We start from the raw sequence: 19,297 nt of genomic DNA, 5'->3' as shown, positions 1-19,297 counted from the left end.
CATTGTCAAAAGGAAATCCTACGGTGCTTACCGGGAGGCAAAAAGCGGCGATTTTGTTAATTACTCTTGGGCCAGAAGTGTCCGCTGAAATTTTCAAGCATCTGCGTGAGGAAGAGATTGAACAACTCACGCTTGAAATCGCAAATGTACGCAAGGTTGACAGCGCTGAGAAAGAAATGATCATGACTGAGTTTCACCAGATCTGCATGGCTCAGGAATACATTTCACAGGGCGGCATCACTTATGCCAAGGAGATTCTGGAGAAAGCGCTTGGCGAGAGCAAGGCGCAGGATATCCTCAATAGGTTAACTGCTACTTTGCAAGTAAGACCCTTTGATTTCGCTCGTAAAGCCGATCCAAATCAAATTCTTAACTTCATTCAAAATGAAAATGCACAGACCATTGCTTTGGTATTATCATACTTGCAGTTCGAGCAAGCAGCATCCATATTGTCCTCTCTTCCACAGGAGAAACAGGCTGAGGTGGCTCGCCGGATTGCAATGATGGACAGCACATCGCCAGAGGTAATATCTCAGGTAGAGCGTGTGCTGGAGCAGAAGCTGTCAGCAACGGTGACTCAGGACTATACAAGCGCTGGCGGCATAGAGTCGATCGTTCAGATCCTGAACGGCGTCGACCGCGGTACGGAGAGGACGATTCTCGATTCTCTGGAGATACAGGATCCAGAACTTGCCGAGGAGATCAAGAAGCGCATGTTCGTATTCGAGGATATCGTCAATATCGACAACCGTTCGATTCAGCGGATTATCCGCGATATCGAGAATGCCGATCTGCAGCTTGCGCTCAAAGTGGCAAGCGAAGAGGTACGCGAAGCGGTATTCCGCAATATGTCCAAGCGGATGTCCGATACTTTCAAGGAAGAAATGGAATATATGGGGCCAGTACGGCTGCGTGACGTGGAAGAAGCTCAGACTCGTATCGTAGCTACTATCCGCAGACTGGAAGAAGCCGGTGAGATCATTATTGCCCGTGGCGGAGGAGATGACATCATTGTCTAATCTGATTAAGGTGTCGCAGTACGTTCCGGTAGATGTTCTTAAGCAGCTGGATTTAGCGAGAACCTACGCCAAACCCGAGGACGAAGTGTTCGAGGATGAAGTGGCCCCAACCGCCCAAGATGATGTTATTTCGGAGGCAGATATAGCAGCGGAGGAGGCCAGACGGCAAATGCTGGTCGATGCCAAGGACTTTGCTGAACAGCAGGTCAGGGCTGCTTCGGAAGAAGCAGAGAAGCTGCTAGCTGAAGCTCACGAACAGATTGAAGCTTGGTGGCGGGAGAAGAGAGAACAGGATGAACATCTTGTCGAGGCTATTAAGTCGGAGGGTTTCAGTCAGGGCTATGAGGAAGGCAAACTGCAGGCCGAACAAGAACTGAAGACGAAGATTGATGAAATGATGCATGAGGCGAGTGCGGTTCTGCAGCAAGCATATGTGGAGAAGGAGCGGATCATCCAAGAATCCGAGCCTTTTCTAGTCGAGCTAAGCTGTGCGATCGCCGAGAAGGTTATCGACAAGCAACTGGCACTTGAACCGTCATATACGGTGGATCTGATTAAGGGCAGCCTGGCTCGTAAGAGAGAGCAAGGGGAGATTACGCTCTGCGTAGCCCCTGCTCAGTTCTCCTTTGTACAAGCTGCGAGAGAAGAGTTGACGCTAGCGATTGATTCACAAGCTGAGCTTCAGATTCTACCTGACCCGACTGTGAAGGATCGAGGTTGCGTTATACGATCCGCCTACGGTAGCATCGATGCCAGAATCGACACCCAGCTTGCGGAGATTAAGAAGGAATTACTGCGTATCTCGCTGCAGACAGAGGAATAGGGGACGAAGAAATGACAACCATTAATTCATCGCGTTATATCGAGCATCTGAGACAACTTGATCCTGTGCGTGTTAATGGCAAAGTCACACAAGTCATCGGCCTGATGATTGAGTCCGAGGGTCCGGACGCAAGCATCGGCGATGTCTGTTACATATATCCGAATAAATCATCCCAGCCGCTCATGGCTGAAGTTGTTGGATTCCGCGACAACAAGGTGCTGTTGATGCCGCTCGGGGAGCTGCAAGCTATCGGACCCGGCTGTGATGTAGTCGGGACTGGGAAGCCGCTTACGGTACAGGTTGGTTCTGAACTGCTAGGTAAGGTGTTGGATGGACTGGGGCAGCCGCTTGATGAATCGCTATTGCCTTCCAGATTAGGTCATTATTCCACCTTCGCGAAGCCAATCAATCCGATGAATCGCCCTAGAGTCGAAGAGCCCATTAGCATCGGTGTTAGAGCGATTGATGGACTGCTTACAATCGGCAAAGGCCAGCGCGTAGGTATCTTCGCAGGTTCAGGTGTCGGGAAGAGTACATTGATGGGCATGATTGCCCGCAATACTTCAGCGGATGTTAACGTAATCGCTCTAATAGGGGAACGAGGTCGCGAGGTAAGAGATTTTATCGAACGAGATCTCGGGCCGGAAGGGTTGGAGCGTTCGGTTGTTGTCGTAGCAACGTCTGACCAGCCGGCACTCATCCGGATGAAGGGGGCGCTGATCGCGACGACGATCGCTGAATATTTTCGCGACCGCGGTCTAAATGTGATGCTGATGATGGACTCAGTTACCCGTTATGCGATGGCACTTCGTGAGGTCGGACTGGCCGTCGGCGAACCGCCAGCGATGCGCGGCTATACTCCGTCGGTATTCGCTGCACTACCCAAGCTTATGGAGCGAGCAGGAACTGGACCTGTCGGTTCGATTACGGCTTTTTACACTGTGCTGGTTGACGGAGACGACATGAATGAGCCGATTGCGGATGCGGTACGAGGGATTCTCGATGGACATATTGTCTTAAACCGTAGCATTGCTAATCGGGGGCATTTTCCAGCCATTGACATCATGGCAAGTATCAGTCGTGTGATGAAGGACATTGTGTCCAGAGAGCAGAACGATGCCGCTGAGAATTACAAACGATTGCTCGCAGTGTACAAGGATTCTGAGGATTTGATTAATATCGGCGCTTACCAGCAAGGATCCAATGAGGAAATTGATGAAGCGCTAAGCTATATTCAGAGTATTTGGGCCTTTTCGAAGCAGAGGGTGGATGAGAAGGTCGTATTGTCAGAAGCGCAGGAGCGTTTAATTTCCGAATTTACTAGGGAGTGACAGATACAAGGATGAGGTTCCGTTATGTCTATCAAAAAGTCGTAGATTTGAAGTCTAATGAGAGAACTCAGGCTGAATGGATGCTCTCTGCTGCTGTTGGGGAACTGGAGGCTCAGCGGCGTTCCTTGGAGCAGCTCTTCTTGGATCGTGCGAATACTTTGTCTGAGATTCAGTCGGAAATGGAAAATAGGGCTTCGGTAGTTAAGCTGCAGGAGCTACAGTACTATGCAGATTACTTGGAAGTGTGCATTTCGCAAAAGATCGGTGAGGTAAAGCGTGCCGAAATCAATGTTGATAAGAAAAAAACGCATTTGACCGGCAAAATGCTCGATGAGAAAGTGTGGCTTAAAGCGAAGGAAAAGGAGCAGCAAAAATTCCAGCACGAGATGCTTCTTCGGGAACAACATGAACTGGACGAGATGGCTACTGTCCGGTTTGCCATGAAAGCCCGCTAATAACACGTGTTCAAGTAACGGCTTCTATAGGAGTAACGGGCATGGGTTTACGAAGGAGGGGATAGAAATGGCCAAAAACGAGGTAGAGCTAGACGAACAATTAGAGGAATCAGGCGGAGGATTCACACGATTTTTATTCTTCGTGACACCGATTATATTCCTTATTGTTATGCTTACGGTGCTTATGGCATTGTTCAATATGAATTTTCGGGATACTTTGTTTGACTTCGGCAAGCAAATTCCAATCGTAAAAAATTGGATTCCTGACGATGGCTCACCTGAAGCGAAGAAGAAAGAGGAGACGAAGCTGCAGGAGAAGAGTTCCGAGGCGACAATCAAGCAGCTTAAGGAACAACTGGCCAAGCAAGAGTCACAGCTGCAGGAAGCGAACTCTAAGGCTCAGGAGCAATCCGATCAGGTGAAGAAGCTTCAAGATGCTCTGAATACGGAGCGTGACGTTTCGTCTAAAGCCGCTCAGGAAGAGCAAGACGCGAACTACTTGAAGGAAGTCAAGAAGCTGTCGCAAATCTATGCGGAGATGAGTCCAAGTAAGGCAGCAGCGATTTTTGACAAACTGACGGAGGAAGAGACTCTGCAGATGTTCAGCGTCATGAGCAACGATAGCAAGGTCGCGATACTGGAGAAGATGGACCCGCAAAAAGCAGCTGACATCTCGATCAAATTGAAGGATGTTAAGCCTTCTGAAGATTTGAATATCGCTGCATTGCAATCCAGGCTCAAGAAGGAAGCCGAGACCGGGACCACGGTTGCTAATAAAGGATTGGATGATGCTCAATTAAGCGCGACGTTTGCATCGATGTCGACGGAGTCGGCTGCCAAGCTTATTTTACAGACCTATAAGATCAGCCCTGAAAAGTCGCTTAAGATTTTACGGGCAATCGACGATTCGACCCGCTCGAAGATTATGACCGCGATGACTGACCAAGATGAGAAAGCATCGGTAAAAATATTGAATCAGCTCGTAGCAAAATAAAGGCCTAATTCAAGTGATCAAATGAACTCTTGAAAGGAGGTGAAAAAATATGAGCCAAACAGTAACCAATCTACTTGCTGGAACCCAAGCAAACTCGATTATGTCCTCCGGAAACAATAAGGGAACTGCTACCATAGACCCGGCACAATCGTTCAGCCAAGCTATGCTGTCTATGATGACAGGGGACGGTAAATCTCAGCAAACGCAGCTTCTGACCCAGCTCAATGCTCTGCTCGGCGTTACATCCGAGGCAACTAGCGGAGAAGCTGAGGTTGATCCTGGGGCCGAATCGCTGAGCAGCATGATGGATAGCCTGCTTCAGCAGCTTGAGCAACTTGATGAAGCACTGGTTGACAATCCTGCGCTATTGTCTGCGCTGCAGAGCTGGATGATCCAGGCCCAGCAAACGTTACAGCCAAGCGATATTGTTCAAGATGCAGAGACGTTGTCTACGATCGAAGCTAAGGTGCCTGCACTGGCACAACATATGGAGACGATAAAGTTTGCGCTCCATGATACACTGCTTCAATTGGCTGCTGCGAATATGGAATCCAGGTCAGCGGGTTTGAATAGTAATGGTGTTCAATCCTTCGAGAATTTACTCGGATCTCTGAAGAGTATTCTGGAGGAAGCTGGATTATCTGGAGAAGTGAAGGGCACAGATACTCAGCACGCACGATTTGCTGTCTCGAATAGAGGGCAAAATGTACTTCCTCATTTGGCTGCAGATACAAGTCTACGTGTAGATGCAGGTCAGGGTAACGCTACGAAGGTGAATGAGACAATTCCTACAGCTCATCTGTCACGTGCCGTTGATTTAACTACAGCAGAGGCAATAACAGCGAGTGGACGCGTACTCGAAGGTGCCGAGAAGTCGGGTTCTGGATCTAACACGGCGGATGACCTGTCTAACTTCCAATTAGGACATGTTGTGACCGCAGGCCAACTTGCACTTCGCGATGCGGGTACAGCCCAACTCACGGTCAAAGCACCACCAGTTCCTGTGGAGAACTTCGGCAAAGAGGTTGGACAGTTTCTGATTAATAAGCTGGATATCATTAAGACTCAGGGTATGTCTGAGGCGAGAATTTCCTTAAATCCTCAGCATCTTGGCAGTGTGGATGTCCAAATTAAGATGCAGAACGGCCAACTGGTAGCGCAGTTTATTACGGAGCACGCTTTTGCCAAGGAGTCATTGGAGGCACAGATGTCACAGCTTCGCTCGGCATTGCAGGCCCAGGGACTTCAGGTAAGCAAGCTGGAGGTAACCCAGAATACTTCCCTCTCTTCGCATATGTATCATGATGGACGGCAACCTGGCAGCGGAAGCAGCGGGCAGCAGCAAAGCAAGCGGCGTGATGTGACCGTCTCTGAGGAAGAATTGCTGTCAGTCTATGATCTGAATGAAGAATGGAATGACTGGATCAGCGAAGTGCGAGCGAAAGAATTGAACATGGGCAGTTCCTTCGTAGCGAGAGCATAAGAGAGGAGGTAAGCAAATGGCAGACGTTGTTACGTCAAAGGTCATGTGGCCAAATTACTCAGCTGAGAATGTGGCCAAGGCAAGCAAGCTCGATAACTCCTTGGGCAAAGACTCCTTCCTCAAATTGCTGATTACGCAAATGGGGAATCAGGATCCGTTGTCTCCGATGGACAATAAGGATACGATTGCTCAATTGGCGCAGTTTACTTCAGTGGAACAATTGATCAATATATCTGACCAGATCGGCAAGATGAGCCAGTCCCTCGGCAACACTTCCGGACTTATTGGGAAGGTTGTTAGCTGGAATACATCCACTTCTACCGGAGAGTACGATATAGCAACTGGTAAGCCGTCGGTTGTATCCGATAAGGCTAGCGGCATCGTGGAGGCAGTCATTGTCCGCGGCGGCGAAATGTATGTTAAGGTAGGCAATCAAGAAATTGAAGTATCCAAGGTTGAGAGAGTGGAAAATCCGCAAGAAGCGGAGAATCCTTCCACGGAAAATCCACCTCCTGTTGAGACTGCTCCAGAAGATCCGTCCACTGGACAAGGGGCTGAGACAGAATGAATGAGCCCGTACGTGTAGGTAATCTATATCCTGGTATCGTTCATCCTGGTGCTTTACAGCAACCGAAGAATCATATCGGGGGTAACGCTCAATCTCAAGGGAATTCCTTCAAGGAACTGTTCCAGGACGAGTTGTTCCGGTTGAGTAACCATGCAGTCAAGCGTCTGGAGCAGCGGGGAATAGAGTTGAAGCCTGATCAGATCAGCAAGATCAATTCGGCCATCGATCGTGCAGCGGCCAAAGGAGCCAAGGATTCATTAATTCTAATGAAGGATATGGCGCTGATCGTTAATGTTCAGAACCGAACCGTTGTTACCGCGATGGACAAGAACAGTATGCAGGATAATGTGTTCACTCAGATAGATAGTGCAGTGATTATTTCTTAATTGGCTGGCCCGGATTCGGAGAGCCAAGCAGAGGCCGCAGATCGACTGAAGCGGCTCTAATAACTATCAATAACGGGAGGAATGTATCAATGTTAAGATCGATGTACTCTGGCGTGTCCGGGATGCGCGGGTTTCAGACGAAGCTTGACGTAATCGGCAATAACATCGCCAACGTGAATACGGTTGGTTTCAAATCTGGACGTGTAATGTTCAAGGATATCATGAGTCAGACGGTATCCGGAGTCACTGCACCGAATGATGGAGAAAGCGGTGGCGTGAATGCCAAGCAAATCGGCCTTGGCGTATCTATCGGCTCGATCGATACGATGCATACAGGCGGAAGCGCAATGACGACTAATAATCCGTTGGATCTGCGGATTGATGGGGATGGATTCTTCCTTGTTAAATTGTCTCCTGATCAGGAAGTTCCTTTTCTGACGAGAGCAGGGGACTTCCATCTGGATGCAGCCCGCCAATTGGTTACTTCCGATGGATTGCTTGTATGTGACGCCGGTGGCGAGGTACTTGAACCAATCGGCGATGATGTAACAGCGTTCTCGATTGCTGCTGACGGAACGATCGTACAGAAGATGAATACTGGAGAGACGGAGGCAGGTGCTCAAATCGGCGTAGCCAAGGTCACGAACCCGGAAGGACTCGAGAAGATTGGTGGCAATCTGTATCGTGTTACACTGAACGCCATTGCCGATGGAGAGCTTGAACCGACTACGGCAAATAACGCTGAGTTGGGTACAGGTTCAATTATCGCTGGACAGTTGGAAATGTCCAACGTCGATTTGACGGGTGAATTCACAGAGATGATTGTCGCGCAGCGTGGATTCCAGGCAAACTCCCGAATTATTACGACTTCCGACGAAGTATTGCAAGAAGTTGTTAACCTGAAACGCTAAGCCTAGCATAACGGGGGAGGGAGATCCCTTCCCCGACTTACCGGATGGAACTGCAGGTTATAGAAGGAGAATAAGCGACTTACGGTTAAGACGGGAGGTTAATAATGATTTCTGTCACACGCTTGAACGGCTCGCAAATGTGGCTTAATGCTCTGATGATCGAGACCGTCGAGGAAACACCCGATACATACGTAACCTTGGTTACTGGTAAACGTATTATAGTGCTGGAGAAGGCGGCTGAGGTCATTGCGATGGTCAAGGATTACTACAGTGAAATCGGCATCCACGCAGCATCCATTAAAGTGCAACAAACGGAGGAATTGTCATGAAGAAAATGGCGCCTTGGTTAATTACAATTTTACTAGCAATTACACTAATTGTACTGGCCGCCTTCCTGCTTATGAATCAAATTACAAATCCCGACCGGGGCAGTGAAGTGAAGAATGCAGTCGGTAATGTGGCAGTACCTAAGTCTCTATCTGCGGATGAGATCGTACAGGTCACTTCCACGATCGAAGGAATCAAGACGAACCTGTCGGATGCAGGCTACGTTGTTGGAATGGACTTTGCATTCCAAATGGATAGTGCTTCAACGAAGGAAGCTTTCGACAAGATCAAGGATTATAAAATTAAACCAATCATCATCAAGACTTTGGCCGATACCAAGCCGGAGGAATTGACTGGAGCGAAGGGAAAGGACAATCTTAGCTCCAAATTGTTGAACTTAATCAACAAGTCATTGCCGGAAGGAAAATTGATTCAGATCGATATCACAAACTTTATTATGCAGCCGATCTACTAGTACAGACAGAACCTCTACTACTAGTTGATATTGATAGAATTACTTTTCTTTGGAGGGGGTGAGAGGTTTGGTAGATGTTTTATCGCAAAATGAGATTGATGCTTTACTTGCGGCTCTATCTTCGGGCGAAATGGATGCCGAGGAATTGAAGAAGGAAGAAACACAGAAGAAAATCAGATCCTACGATTTTAAACGGGCCGTTCGGTTCTCGAAGGATCATATTCGCAGCTTGACTCGAATTCATGAGAATTTTGCCCGCTATCTTACCACCTATTTTTCGGCACAGCTACGCACTTTTGTGCAGATTAATGTGGTACAGGTAGAACAGCTTCCTTATGACGAGTTCATCCGTTCAATACCGAAGATGACGATCCTTAACATTTTCGAAGCGGAACCGCTGGAAGGTCGTATGGTGCTTGAGGTTCACCCTAACGTTGCTTTTGCTATGCTGGACAGATTGCTTGGCGGGATGGGGATTGCTCCTTCCAAGATCGGTTCATTGACAGAGATCGAGACGATCATCATGGAGAAGATATTCAGCCGCGCGTTTGACAGCCTGCAGGAGGCTTGGAAGACCGTGATCGATATCCAGCCTCGAATGGAGGGACTCGAGACGAATCCGCAGTTTATGCAGATTGTATCTCCTAACGAGACGATCGCACTGATCTCGCTGAGTACAAAGATCGGCGACACCTCCGGGATGATTAATTTATGTATACCACATGTGGTTATTGAGCCGATTATGCCGAAGCTGTCAGTGCATCACTGGTTCGTATCGCAGAAGAAGTCGAGAGTACCAGAGGAGATGGACGCACTACGCAATCGGGTCAGCAAAGCTAATTTGCCGATCATCGCAGAGCTAGGCGAATCGAACATCACAGTGCGCGAGTTCCTGGAACTATCCGCAGGCGATGTGATCTCCCTGAACAAATCGGTTCAAGAGGGACTTGCTATTCGCGTCGGAGACAGATTGAAATACATCGGCAGCCCGGGTACGCTCAAGGATCGGGTAGCTGTTCAAATTGATGAAATTGTCAGCGAAGGAGTTGAGGAGCTTGACGAGTAAAGACTATTTATCCCAGGAAGAGATTGACGCCCTCCTGAAGCAGGCTAATCAGGATACACCCACTGAACCAACAGTATCGGATTATTTGACGCCGCTTGAGCAGGATGCGCTGGGTGAAATCGGCAACATTACGTTCGGAAGTGCGGCGACCGCACTGTCCACATTGTTAAGCAAGAAGGTCGATATTACGACCCCTAAGGTATCGATTATTACGCGCTCTCAATTTGAATCTGAATTCCCTAAACCGCATGTTGCTGTTCATGTCCAATATGTTGACGGGTTTGAAGGAATGAATTCACTGGTCATCAAGACTAGAGATGCTCAGGTTATCGCCGATCTGATGCTCGGTGGTGACGGCAGTCCGGATGACGCGGAATTAAATGAAATTCATATCAGCGCCGTTCAGGAAGCAATGAATCAGATGATGGGTTCGTCGGCTACTTCCATGTCGACCATTTTTAACCGCTTCGTGAACATTTCGCCGCCGGGAATCGATATTCTGAACATGACGAACGGCACAGGAATCAATAATCTGCCATCAGATGAGATATTGATCAAAGTATCTTTCCGACTGACCATTGGCGACCTGATCGATTCTACGATCATGCAGCTGCTGACAGTGAAATTCGCCAAGGAAATGGTAGAAAGCTTGATTAATGGTTCCGTCACAGAGCCAGTTAAGCAGGAGACCGCAGCAGCAGCAGCGCCGCCGGCACCAGCTTATGAGCCACCTGCTCCTACATATAATGCGCCGTCCATGCCGTCTCAGCCCATGCCCCAGCAGCAAGGATATTATTATCCGCCGCAGGAACGGCCGATGGCTGAACCGCAGCATTTTGGAGCGGTACCGGGACGCAATCTGAACGTTCAACCGGTACAGTTCGCTAACTTTGGAAATCCAGCTTTAGGTCATATAGATGAAAATAATTTAAACTTACTGATGGACATTCCCCTTAAAGTCACCGTAGAATTAGGAAGGACCCAAAAGCAAATTAAGGATATCTTGGAATTATCGCAGGGCTCGATCATTGAACTCGATAAGCTTGCCGGTGAGCCAGTAGACATTCTGGTGAACAACAAGCTGATCGCCAAGGGTGAAGTCGTGGTCATTGATGAGAACTTTGGCGTTCGCGTCACAGATATCGTTAGCCAATGGGATCGAATACAAAAATTACAATAGTAGAGCTTAGGGAGGATTTTAAAGCAATGGCAAACCGAATTCTAATCGTAGACGATGCAGCATTTATGAGAATGATGGTCCGTGACATTTTAACGAAGAACGGGTTCGAGGTTGTCGGTGAAGCCCAGGATGGGGCACAGGCTATCGAAAAATATAAGGAATTGCATCCCGACCTGGTCACCATGGATATTACAATGCCTGAGATGGACGGGATTGCAGCATTGAAGGAAATCAAGAAAATGGATCCGAATGCAAAAGTAATTATGTGCTCAGCGATGGGGCAACAGGCGATGGTTATCGATGCGATCCAAGCTGGAGCCAAGGATTTCATTGTTAAGCCATTCCAATCTGATCGGGTAATTGAAGCGATCAACAAAACCTTGGGAATATAGGTCGCGTCATGCCTTCGACACCGGATTCCCAGTTACCAAGTGGTGATATTAATATTTGGGGAAATCTGATGATGGTAATCGTTGTTCTGGCCATTATCATTGTCTTAATCGTTGTATTAATCCGTTTTTTAGGCAGGAAGAACCGCTATTTGTCGCAAAGTCGATCGATCCGTACTTTAGGAGCTATCGGTCTCGGGCCCAATAAATCGCTGCAGGTCATTGAGATCGGCAGTAGTATTTATCTGGTTGGTGTAGGTGAGGACATCTCCATGGTCGATAAAATTTCCGACCCTGAAGAAGTCATTCTTTTGCAGCAGGCATTTGAAGAAGAGGGGGCCGAGTTTGCTGGACTGACTACCGTCTTTTCTGGGCTCGTCTCCCGCTTTCGCAAAGGGAATAAGGTGCAGGAAGAAGAGCTGGATGAATCAGCCTTTCACGAAATGTTCCATGCTCAGCTGCAGAAAATGCCGAATCGCAAGCGGCAAATGCAGGAGCTGCTGAAGGATCAGCAGCAACAATCTACAGATCGGTTGAGGGATTCATGAAGAACAAAGTTATTATTATAAGTTTGGCTCTGATGCTCTTTAGTGTCTTTGCTGTGACCGTGGCTTCCGCAGCTCCGACCGATCCGATACCAGATGTGAATATTCAAATCGGCAATTCCGATGGCGCACCGGGTACAAGCTCTCTATCTCTTATACTGCTTATAACAGTCATAAGTATCGCTCCTGCGATTCTAGTACTGATGACCAGTTTTACGAGAATTGTGATCGTGCTCGGCTTCGTTCGAAACTCGCTCGGAACGCAGCAGATGCCCCCTAACCAGGTGCTGGTCGGGCTTGCGCTTTTTTTAACGCTATTTGTCATGAGTCCTACCTTGTCTACTGTAAATGAGGTAGCTCTACAGCCCTATATTAAAGGGGAAATCTCTCAGACTGAAGCGCTGGACAAAGCAGCAGTCCCGATGAAGAAATTTATGTACTCGCATACTAGGCCAAAGGATCTGCAATTGTTCATGAGCTACACGAAGACGGCCAAGCCGGAAAAGTATGAGGATATTCCGATCAGCGTAATGGTACCGGCGTTCGCTATCAGCGAGTTAAAGACAGCGTTCCAAATGGGGTTCCTGATTTACATTCCGTTTCTGATCATCGATATCGTAGTAGCCAGCGTCCTTATGGGGATGGGGATGATGATGCTTCCTCCGGTCATGATCTCGCTGCCGTTTAAGATATTGCTGTTCGTGCTTGTTGACGGTTGGTATCTGGTCATCAAATCGCTGCTTAGCAGTTTTGTTACATAGCAATGTTACATCTATGATTAAGATTATGGCAGTGGATGCGGGGGATTCCCCCGCCGGATTCGCGAGTTAAGAGGGGGGAAGACGGTTCATGAGTTCGGAATTTATTATCGGTTTGGCCGGACAAGCCGTTTATACCGTTCTGAAGGTAAGCGCGCCGATGCTTCTGATAGGTCTAACAGTCGGGCTTATCGTCAGTATATTTCAGGCGACGACGCAGATTCAGGAGCAGACGCTGGCCTTTATTCCAAAAATCGTTGCCGTATTAATTAGCTTGTTAATATTCGGTCCATGGATTCTGTCAACGCTCGTTGATTTCACCTATGGGATTTTGAATAATCTCGCCAATTACATTAGTTAGGCCGGTACAACGATGGATATTATTTTGCAGAGCGCTTCCGTTTACATGCTGATTTTTTGTCGAATGACAGCCTTTTTTGTAGTTTCACCAGTATTTTCATCACGGGGTGTCCCGAACAGTTACAAGATTGGATTGTCAGCGATCATAGCCGTCTTCATTTTGCTTATACAAGGAACGAATCAGGCGGTGCCCAGCGATCTTAGCTATTTACTGGTTGTGATTCGGGAGATCCTGATCGGGCTCTTAATGGGTTATGTGGCGACCTTGCTGTTCACGGTCATTCAGATGGCTGGTTCTTTTATTGATATACAGATTGGCTTTGGGATCGTTAACGTGCTTGACCCGGTTACGGGCTCAAGTGTACCGGTAATTGGCAACTTGAAGTATGTATTTGCCACGCTGATCTTCTTTAGTATGAACGGCCATCACTATTTGCTTGATGCGGTAATTCGCAGTTACAATTGGATTCCGCTATCAAACGAAGTGTTTCAAAGAATTTACAATGGGAATCTGTCTGAATTTTTGATTACTACGTTCAGTCAGGCATTCATGCTCGCTTTTCAGATGGCTGCACCGCTCGTGGTTGCTCTGTTCGTGACAGATGTGGCCCTGGGGTTCCTGGCCCGAACGGCACCCCAATTCAATGTATTTGTAATCGGCATCCCGCTTAAGATCTTGGTAGGCCTGGCGATGCTGCTTCTCCTGATTCCGAGCTTCATCTATGCGTTTGAGCATTTGTTTGAAGTGATGTTCCGGGCGCTGCACAATTTGTTTGCTACCATCGGAGAGGCGCCGAAGTAAGGAGGAGAATCGAAGGTGGCATATCGGATAAAGCTGGATTTGCAGTTGTTCTCTGGTGAGAAGACGGAGAAAGCGACTCCGAAGAAGAAGCAGGATGCAAGAAAGAAAGGGCAGGTTGCAAAAAGTCAGGATCTGTCTGGAGCAGCGATCCTACTCTCTTCATTTCTGAGCTTGCTCATTTTCGGCGGATATATCAAGGAACGAGTTGTCTTCATGTTCTCTGATGTATACTATCACCGTTTACAAATGAATGTGACGAGTGAAAATGTGATGGTCATGTTCGGTGATTATGCCATTCAGATTCTACTTGCGCTGGCGCCGATTTTCCTCGTTGCCATAGTGATGGCACTTATTGTCAACTATGCACAGGTTGGTTTTCTATTGACCGGTGACCCGCTGAAGATGAAGTTCAGCAAGATCGATCCGATCAAAGGTTTCAAAAATATTTTTTCGATGCGCTCGCTCGTTCAGTTTCTGAAGTCGATATTGAAGCTTATTATTATCGGTTTTCTCGTATATTCGACGATTTGGGGTGCTAGAGACCAGATTTCATCGCTTGGCTATGTTCCGGTACAGGAGGCTTTTCATTTTACGGCTCAATTGACGATGAATCTCGGTTTGAAGATTGCTGCGGCGCTGTTTGTGCTTGCAGTCCTGGATTATATTTATCAGAAATACGAGCATGACAAGAGCTTGAAGATGTCCAAGCAGGACATTAAGGATGAGTATAAGAAAATGGAGGGTGATCCGCTCGTCAAAGGTAAAATCCGTGAGCGGCAAAGACGGATGGCCCTGCAGCGGATGATGCAGGAGGTGCCGAAGGCGGATGTGATTATTACGAACCCGACGCACTTTGCTGTAGCACTCAAGTATGATGGCACGCAGATGGATGCACCAAAAGTGATAGCTAAAGGTCAAGATTATGTGGCTCTGCGTATCAAGGAGATCGCCAAGGAGCATGGCGTAATCACAATGGAAAATAAGCCGTTGGCACGCGCCCTTTTCCAGAGAACCGAAATCGGCGATTCGATACCTGCGGATCTGTTCCAAGCCGTAGCCGAAGTGCTGGCATATGTATATAGATTACAAGGCAAAGTGAAATAAGCTCTCGGATCGGAGGAAGACCGGTGAAGAAGTTCAAAGATCTGTTCATATTAGTGGGGATAATCGGTATCGTTCTATTGATGATCGTTCCCATCCCGACATGGCTACTGGACATTCTTCTCATCATTAATATATCGCTCTCGCTTACGATTTTGCTTGTGGCGATGAATACACGGGAGGCTCTGCAGTTTTCGATCTTCCCGGCTATGCTGCTCATAACGACTCTGTTCCGGCTTGCGCTTAACGTATCGACAACCAAGCTGATTCTGGGGCAGGCCAAAGCCGGCCATGTGGTTGCTACATTTGGCTCTTGGGTGGCTCAAGGGGAACCGGTTGTCGGTTTTGTCGTCTTCCTGATTCTGGTGGTTGTACAGTTTATCGTTATTACCAAAGGTTCGGAACGGGTTGCGGAAGTAGCTGCACGTTTTACCTTGGATGCAATGCCCGGGAAGCAAATGAGTATCGATGCCGACCTTAACGCCGGGTTGATTAACGAGCAACAGGCCCGTGAGCGCCGTAGAAAGATTGAGCGCGAGGCTGACTTCTACGGGGCGATGGATGGTGCCAGTAAGTTTGTCAAAGGTGATGCAATCGCAAGTATCATTATCTTGCTGATCAATTTGATCGGTGGATTTATTATCGGGATGACGATCCACAAGATGGATTTCCAATCATCATTAGGGACCTATTCATTGCTAACCATCGGGGACGGACTTGTCAGTCAGATTCCGGCGCTGCTTATCTCAACGGCGTCAGGCTTGATCGTTACCCGTGCTTCTTCGGAAGGAAATCTTGCCGAAGATATTACGAGTCAGTTGTTTACATATCCGAAGCTGATCTACATCGTAGCAGGCACCATTACAGTGCTTGGCCTGTTTACGCCGATTGGTCCATGGACTACGCTTCCGTTTGCGGCACTTCTGTTGTTCGCGGCAAGGCGAATGCAGAAGAACATGAATAAGAAGCAGATCGAGCAGGAGCAGCAGGAGGAGGAACAGCAAATCGAAGAAGTGCGCAGCCCAGAGAGCGTCATCAACTTGCTTCAGGTCGATGCTATCGAGTTCGAATTCGGTTACGGGCTCATCCCGCTTGCGGATACAGCTCAGGGCGGCGATTTGCTTGACCGGATCATCATGATTCGCCGGCAATGCGCACTTGAGATGGGCTTAATCGTTCCAGTGATTCGAATTCGCGACAATATTCAACTAAAACCGAATGAATATGTCATCAAAATTAAAGGAAATGTCGTTGGCAGTGGTGAATTATTACTTAATCACTATTTGGCAATGAGCCCAGGGATGGATGATGATTCCATTACAGGCATTGAGACGAAGGAACCAGCTTTTGGGTTGCCAGCACTATGGATTAATGAGGCGACCAAGGATCGTGCTGAGCTAGCTGGCTATACGGTAGTGGATCCGCCTTCGGTTGTTGCTACGCATCTGACGGAGTTAATTAAGAGCCATGCCCATGAATTGCTGGGACGTCAGGAGACGAAGGCTCTAATCGACAACCTGAAAGAGAATTATGCGGTTCTTGTCGACGAATTGATCCCGTCGGTACTATCGATTGGCGATGTTCAGAAGGTGCTGGCTAAGCTGCTCAGAGAGAAAATATCGATCCGCGATTTGGTAACGATATTCGAAACTTTGGCTGATTACGGAACCTATACGAAGGATCCCGAAATTCTGACCGAATATGTCAGACAGGCTCTCTCACGGCAGATTACTCAGCAATATTCACAGCAGGGAGAGACGATGCGCGTCATTACGGTAGGACCTTCCTTGGAGAAGAAGATTGCCGAGAGCGTGCAGCAAAGCGAGCATGGAAGCTATCTTGCTATGGATCCCACCTCCAGTCAGACGCTCTTCCAGAAGCTGTCTGAGCAGGTTAACCGTCTGATTCAATCCGGCCAACAGCCCATCGTGCTAACGTCGCCAACGATCCGCATGTATTTACGGCAGATCATTGAGCGGAGTATGCAGGATATACCGGTATTGTCCTATAGTGAACTGGAACCGAATGTTGAAATTCAAAGCGTCGGAGTGGTGAACTTATGAGAGTAAAACGGTATGTCGTCGATACAATGCCTGATGCAATGCAGAAAATACGAGATGAGCTTGGGGTTGACGCTGTAATATTAAGTACGAAAGAGATGAAAATCGGTGGTTTTATGGGGATGTTCCGGAAGAAGAAAATAGAAGTTGTGGCGGCTTCGGAGGGCAGCGATGTTGGAGCATCTAGAAAAGGAGTTAGCCGCCCATCCTCTGGCCCAGTAAGACCAATGACTAAATCTTTTGCGTCGGATGTTTATATGAAATCCAGTGAATCAATGCCGGCCTCCGGGGTGAGTGTATCACAGCGCCCGAAGCTACCGGCGGAAGTGGATAATCCGGTTCTGAGCAGAGCGTTTGATGTCCTTCATGAAGCGAGTGCGTCGTCCGCACGAAGGGCAGAGAACGAGATTACCCAGGTCAGGACATCCGAACCGAGGCTGACGGAGGAGCAACGCCCTCCTTCGGCCTCAACCGGATTATACACGCCTAATAGCCCCAGAGAGGAACATCTGCTGGAGGAAATTCGCGAAATGAAAACCTGGCTGGAACAATTGGCCAAGCAGCAGAAGGATAGCCGCGAGTTACCAGAGCCGTTAAGCGCGTTTCAGGAACTGCTGTTACGTAAGGAATTCTCGCCACAGCTGGTCGAAGCCTGGGTAGATAAGGTTTATGATAAATGGCTTGACTCTAAGGAGTCGATGTCTGAAGTCGAATTATTGGAGGAAATCCAAAGCTGTGTGTCGGGTTCTTTGGAAGGACGCATAGATGGCGGTATTGGCGAGAATACACGTATCGTCTATATCGCCGGGCCGACCGGGGTCGGCAAGACAACTACGATCGCTAAGTTAGCGGCGGATCAAATCTTCCGGGCCCGTAAGAAAGTAGGCTTCATCACCGCCGATACGTACCGCATTTCTGCGGTTGAACAGCTCAGGACTTATGCTTCTATCCTTAACGTACCGATTGAGGTCGTGCAGTCGCCAGGCGATGTACAGAGGGCGGTTCAGCGACTTGAGCAATGTGATATTATCCTGATGGATACGGCTGGACGTAACTATTTAAATGAGATTCATGTAGCAGAATTGCATAGTCTACTTAACACTACCGAGAACAGCGAGACCTACTTGGTCCTTAGCTTAACTTCCAAGACGCAGGATATGGAGAGAATTACCGAGCATTTTAGTAGGTATGGGTTGAAGAAGGTCATCTTCACGAAGCTGGATGAGACTGAGAGTGTAGGGCCGATGTTTAATTTACTGCAGGATTACCCCGTGTCTATGTCTTACATTACGAATGGTCAAAATGTCCCTGATGATCTGCTGGTTGCGGATTCGAAATTCATGATTGATCTCGTCATGGGAGCTGGCAGAGCATGAGCGATCAGGCCCAAGCTTTAAGACAGCTAGTCTCTTCTTATAGGGAGCTTGCAGAGGGTTCCAGCAAGCAGCGAACAGCGCGCGTACTGACGGTCAGTAGCGGGAAGGGTGGTGTAGGCAAGTCCAATTTCACGCTTAATTTTGCACTCGCCCTCAAATCATTAGGCAGGAAAGTGCTCGTGTTCGATGCAGACATCGGTATGGCTAATATAGATGTACTTATGGGGGCAAGGCCGAAATATAATCTCTATCATCTATTAAGAGGCGAGAGAAAGATGTCAGAGATTGTTGAGCTGGGAACGCTGGGGCTGCCCTTTATCGCAGGGGGTTCGGGTCTAGCGGACCTATTTCTATTATCGGAAGCAGATCTGAATTATTTCACATCCCAGATTGAGATTGTGGCCGAAGAGATGGATTTTATTATTTTTGATACAGGTGCCGGGCTTTCCAAGGAGACATTAAAGTTTATTACCGCAGCGGATGAATGTCTGGTTGTAACTACTCCGGAGCCGACTTCGATTACGGATGCCTATGCGTTGATCAAAGTCGTGCATGGGCTAGACGATCAGGTCAATTTTCGGCTTGTAGTAAACCGTGTGAACGGTGAGAGTGAAGCACGACAGGTCGCTGATAAAATCTCACTCGTCTCACGCCGCTTTCTTGAGTTAGAGATTCCGATGCTTGGTTATTTGAGGGATGACACCCATGTCATGCAAGCAGTGAAAGGGCAGACTCCATTTATTACGGCTTTTCCCGCTAGTGCAGCAGCGCGCGATATTCAGCGCCTCGCAATGACTTACTTGAATGTTCCACAGAAAAAACCGGATGATACTTTATCAGGAATCAAAGGATTTATGCATAGGTGGTTAAGACGTGATAAGTGATTCT

The 19,297-nt window shown here is 48.0% G+C and carries 22 protein-coding genes; all 22 read left to right on the top strand.

Annotated elements, in window-relative coordinates; translation table 11 throughout:
• Window positions 1–2: 2 nt before the first annotated feature.
• The 22 genes from fliG (at window position 3) to EI981_RS17735 (ending at window position 19,293) form a co-directional block, all read left to right on the top strand.
• The gene (gene fliG, locus EI981_RS17840; protein ID WP_127000421.1) at window positions 3–1,019 is read left to right on the top strand and encodes a flagellar motor switch protein FliG; all 1,017 of its coding nucleotides are present in this window, start codon (window positions 3–5) and stop codon (window positions 1,017–1,019) included.
• The gene (locus EI981_RS17835) at window positions 1,012–1,842 is read left to right on the top strand and encodes a FliH/SctL family protein (RefSeq protein WP_127000419.1); all 831 of its coding nucleotides are present in this window, start codon (window positions 1,012–1,014) and stop codon (window positions 1,840–1,842) included. The genes fliG and EI981_RS17835 overlap by 8 nt, the downstream gene beginning before the upstream one ends.
• Before the next feature lie 11 nt (window positions 1,843–1,853).
• Entirely contained in the window at window positions 1,854–3,173 is a 1,320-nt protein-coding gene (gene fliI / locus EI981_RS17830; protein WP_127000416.1) for a flagellar protein export ATPase FliI, read from the top strand.
• Window positions 3,174–3,184: 11 nt separating this feature from the next.
• The gene (gene fliJ, locus EI981_RS17825) at window positions 3,185–3,628 is read left to right on the top strand and encodes a flagellar export protein FliJ (RefSeq protein ID WP_127000414.1); all 444 of its coding nucleotides are present in this window, start codon (window positions 3,185–3,187) and stop codon (window positions 3,626–3,628) included.
• A 67-nt stretch (window positions 3,629–3,695) separates the two neighbouring features.
• Window positions 3,696–4,622, top strand: a complete 927-nt coding sequence (locus tag EI981_RS17820) for a MotE family protein (RefSeq protein ID WP_127000412.1) — start codon at window positions 3,696–3,698, stop codon at window positions 4,620–4,622.
• Between the two features lie 49 nt (window positions 4,623–4,671).
• Window positions 4,672–6,105 carry a flagellar hook-length control protein FliK gene (locus EI981_RS17815; RefSeq protein WP_127000410.1) on the top strand — a complete coding sequence of 478 codons (1,434 nt, stop codon included), beginning with the start codon at window positions 4,672–4,674 and terminating at the stop codon, window positions 6,103–6,105.
• Between the two features lie 16 nt (window positions 6,106–6,121).
• Entirely contained in the window at window positions 6,122–6,673 is a 552-nt protein-coding gene (locus EI981_RS17810) for a flagellar hook assembly protein FlgD (RefSeq protein ID WP_127000408.1), read from the top strand.
• On the top strand, window positions 6,670–7,059 hold the full coding sequence (locus tag EI981_RS17805) for a TIGR02530 family flagellar biosynthesis protein (RefSeq protein ID WP_127000406.1): 390 nt from the start codon (window positions 6,670–6,672) through the stop codon (window positions 7,057–7,059). Before EI981_RS17810 ends, EI981_RS17805 begins: the two co-directional genes overlap by 4 nt.
• Window positions 7,060–7,148: 89 nt before the next feature.
• Window positions 7,149–7,970 (top strand): flagellar basal body rod protein FlgG, encoded by an 822-nt coding sequence (flgG, locus tag EI981_RS17800; RefSeq protein WP_127000404.1) that lies wholly within the window; start codon window positions 7,149–7,151, stop codon window positions 7,968–7,970.
• Window positions 7,971–8,074: 104 nt separating this feature from the next.
• Window positions 8,075–8,299 (top strand): flagellar FlbD family protein, encoded by a 225-nt coding sequence (locus EI981_RS17795; protein WP_127000402.1) that lies wholly within the window; start codon window positions 8,075–8,077, stop codon window positions 8,297–8,299.
• Window positions 8,296–8,772: a flagellar basal body-associated FliL family protein gene (locus EI981_RS17790; protein ID WP_127000400.1), complete on the top strand. Its 477-nt coding sequence runs from the start codon at window positions 8,296–8,298 to the stop codon at window positions 8,770–8,772. The genes EI981_RS17795 and EI981_RS17790 overlap by 4 nt, the downstream gene beginning before the upstream one ends.
• A gap of 67 nt (window positions 8,773–8,839) precedes the next feature.
• Window positions 8,840–9,838, top strand: a complete 999-nt coding sequence (gene fliM / locus EI981_RS17785) for a flagellar motor switch protein FliM (RefSeq protein ID WP_127000398.1) — start codon at window positions 8,840–8,842, stop codon at window positions 9,836–9,838.
• Window positions 9,828–11,018 carry a flagellar motor switch phosphatase FliY gene (gene fliY / locus EI981_RS17780; protein ID WP_127000396.1) on the top strand — a complete coding sequence of 397 codons (1,191 nt, stop codon included), beginning with the start codon at window positions 9,828–9,830 and terminating at the stop codon, window positions 11,016–11,018. The genes fliM and fliY overlap by 11 nt, the downstream gene beginning before the upstream one ends.
• A gap of 26 nt (window positions 11,019–11,044) precedes the next feature.
• Complete coding sequence (locus tag EI981_RS17775) at window positions 11,045–11,410, top strand: response regulator (RefSeq protein ID WP_068780720.1); 366 nt, start codon at window positions 11,045–11,047, stop codon at window positions 11,408–11,410.
• A gap of 68 nt (window positions 11,411–11,478) precedes the next feature.
• Window positions 11,479–11,955, top strand: a complete 477-nt coding sequence (locus tag EI981_RS17770; RefSeq protein ID WP_227011488.1) for a flagellar biosynthetic protein FliO — start codon at window positions 11,479–11,481, stop codon at window positions 11,953–11,955.
• The gene (fliP, locus tag EI981_RS17765) at window positions 11,952–12,713 is read left to right on the top strand and encodes a flagellar type III secretion system pore protein FliP (protein WP_127000392.1); all 762 of its coding nucleotides are present in this window, start codon (window positions 11,952–11,954) and stop codon (window positions 12,711–12,713) included. Before EI981_RS17770 ends, fliP begins: the two co-directional genes overlap by 4 nt.
• Before the next feature lie 88 nt (window positions 12,714–12,801).
• A complete protein-coding gene (gene fliQ / locus EI981_RS17760; protein ID WP_127000390.1) occupies window positions 12,802–13,071 on the top strand; it encodes a flagellar biosynthesis protein FliQ in 270 nt (89 codons plus the stop codon).
• Between the two features lie 12 nt (window positions 13,072–13,083).
• The gene (fliR, locus tag EI981_RS17755; protein WP_127000388.1) at window positions 13,084–13,872 is read left to right on the top strand and encodes a flagellar biosynthetic protein FliR; all 789 of its coding nucleotides are present in this window, start codon (window positions 13,084–13,086) and stop codon (window positions 13,870–13,872) included.
• A gap of 15 nt (window positions 13,873–13,887) precedes the next feature.
• Window positions 13,888–14,976 carry a flagellar biosynthesis protein FlhB gene (gene flhB / locus EI981_RS17750; protein ID WP_127000386.1) on the top strand — a complete coding sequence of 363 codons (1,089 nt, stop codon included), beginning with the start codon at window positions 13,888–13,890 and terminating at the stop codon, window positions 14,974–14,976.
• Between the two features lie 80 nt (window positions 14,977–15,056).
• Complete coding sequence (gene flhA, locus EI981_RS17745) at window positions 15,057–17,036, top strand: flagellar biosynthesis protein FlhA (protein ID WP_237172670.1); 1,980 nt, start codon at window positions 15,057–15,059, stop codon at window positions 17,034–17,036.
• Complete coding sequence (flhF, locus tag EI981_RS17740) at window positions 17,033–18,409, top strand: flagellar biosynthesis GTPase FlhF (RefSeq protein WP_127000382.1); 1,377 nt, start codon at window positions 17,033–17,035, stop codon at window positions 18,407–18,409. The genes flhA and flhF overlap by 4 nt, the downstream gene beginning before the upstream one ends.
• Entirely contained in the window at window positions 18,406–19,293 is an 888-nt protein-coding gene (locus tag EI981_RS17735) for a MinD/ParA family protein (protein ID WP_127000380.1), read from the top strand. The genes flhF and EI981_RS17735 overlap by 4 nt, the downstream gene beginning before the upstream one ends.
• Window positions 19,294–19,297: the final 4 nt, after the last annotated feature.

The sequence above is a fragment of the Paenibacillus lutimineralis genome, from assembly GCF_003991425.1.
In the GTDB taxonomy this organism is placed as follows: domain Bacteria; phylum Bacillota; class Bacilli; order Paenibacillales; family Paenibacillaceae; genus Fontibacillus; species Fontibacillus lutimineralis.
Note: the sequence above shows the minus strand (reverse complement) of the source record. Positions and strands in the feature narration are given on the sequence as shown.

What these genes read in the sequence shown, in the direction of transcription:
- fliI (WP_127000416.1), top strand. Translation starts at nt 1,854, where the DNA reads ATGACAACCATTAATTCATCGCGTTATATCGAGCATCTGAGACAACTT.
- fliJ (WP_127000414.1), top strand. Translation starts at nt 3,185, where the DNA reads ATGAGGTTCCGTTATGTCTATCAAAAAGTCGTAGATTTGAAGTCTAAT.
- EI981_RS17820 (WP_127000412.1), top strand. Translation starts at nt 3,696, where the DNA reads ATGGCCAAAAACGAGGTAGAGCTAGACGAACAATTAGAGGAATCAGGC.
- EI981_RS17815 (WP_127000410.1), top strand. Translation starts at nt 4,672, where the DNA reads ATGAGCCAAACAGTAACCAATCTACTTGCTGGAACCCAAGCAAACTCG.
- EI981_RS17810 (WP_127000408.1), top strand. Translation starts at nt 6,122, where the DNA reads ATGGCAGACGTTGTTACGTCAAAGGTCATGTGGCCAAATTACTCAGCT.
- EI981_RS17805 (WP_127000406.1), top strand. Translation starts at nt 6,670, where the DNA reads ATGAATGAGCCCGTACGTGTAGGTAATCTATATCCTGGTATCGTTCAT.
- flgG (WP_127000404.1), top strand. Translation starts at nt 7,149, where the DNA reads ATGTTAAGATCGATGTACTCTGGCGTGTCCGGGATGCGCGGGTTTCAG.
- EI981_RS17795 (WP_127000402.1), top strand. Translation starts at nt 8,075, where the DNA reads ATGATTTCTGTCACACGCTTGAACGGCTCGCAAATGTGGCTTAATGCT.
- EI981_RS17790 (WP_127000400.1), top strand. Translation starts at nt 8,296, where the DNA reads ATGAAGAAAATGGCGCCTTGGTTAATTACAATTTTACTAGCAATTACA.
- EI981_RS17775 (WP_068780720.1), top strand. Translation starts at nt 11,045, where the DNA reads ATGGCAAACCGAATTCTAATCGTAGACGATGCAGCATTTATGAGAATG.
- EI981_RS17770 (WP_227011488.1), top strand. Translation starts at nt 11,479, where the DNA reads ATGATGGTAATCGTTGTTCTGGCCATTATCATTGTCTTAATCGTTGTA.
- fliP (WP_127000392.1), top strand. Translation starts at nt 11,952, where the DNA reads ATGAAGAACAAAGTTATTATTATAAGTTTGGCTCTGATGCTCTTTAGT.
- fliQ (WP_127000390.1), top strand. Translation starts at nt 12,802, where the DNA reads ATGAGTTCGGAATTTATTATCGGTTTGGCCGGACAAGCCGTTTATACC.
- fliR (WP_127000388.1), top strand. Translation starts at nt 13,084, where the DNA reads ATGGATATTATTTTGCAGAGCGCTTCCGTTTACATGCTGATTTTTTGT.
- flhA (WP_237172670.1), top strand. Translation starts at nt 15,057, where the DNA reads ATGATCGTTCCCATCCCGACATGGCTACTGGACATTCTTCTCATCATT.
- flhF (WP_127000382.1), top strand. Translation starts at nt 17,033, where the DNA reads ATGAGAGTAAAACGGTATGTCGTCGATACAATGCCTGATGCAATGCAG.
- EI981_RS17735 (WP_127000380.1), top strand. Translation starts at nt 18,406, where the DNA reads ATGAGCGATCAGGCCCAAGCTTTAAGACAGCTAGTCTCTTCTTATAGG.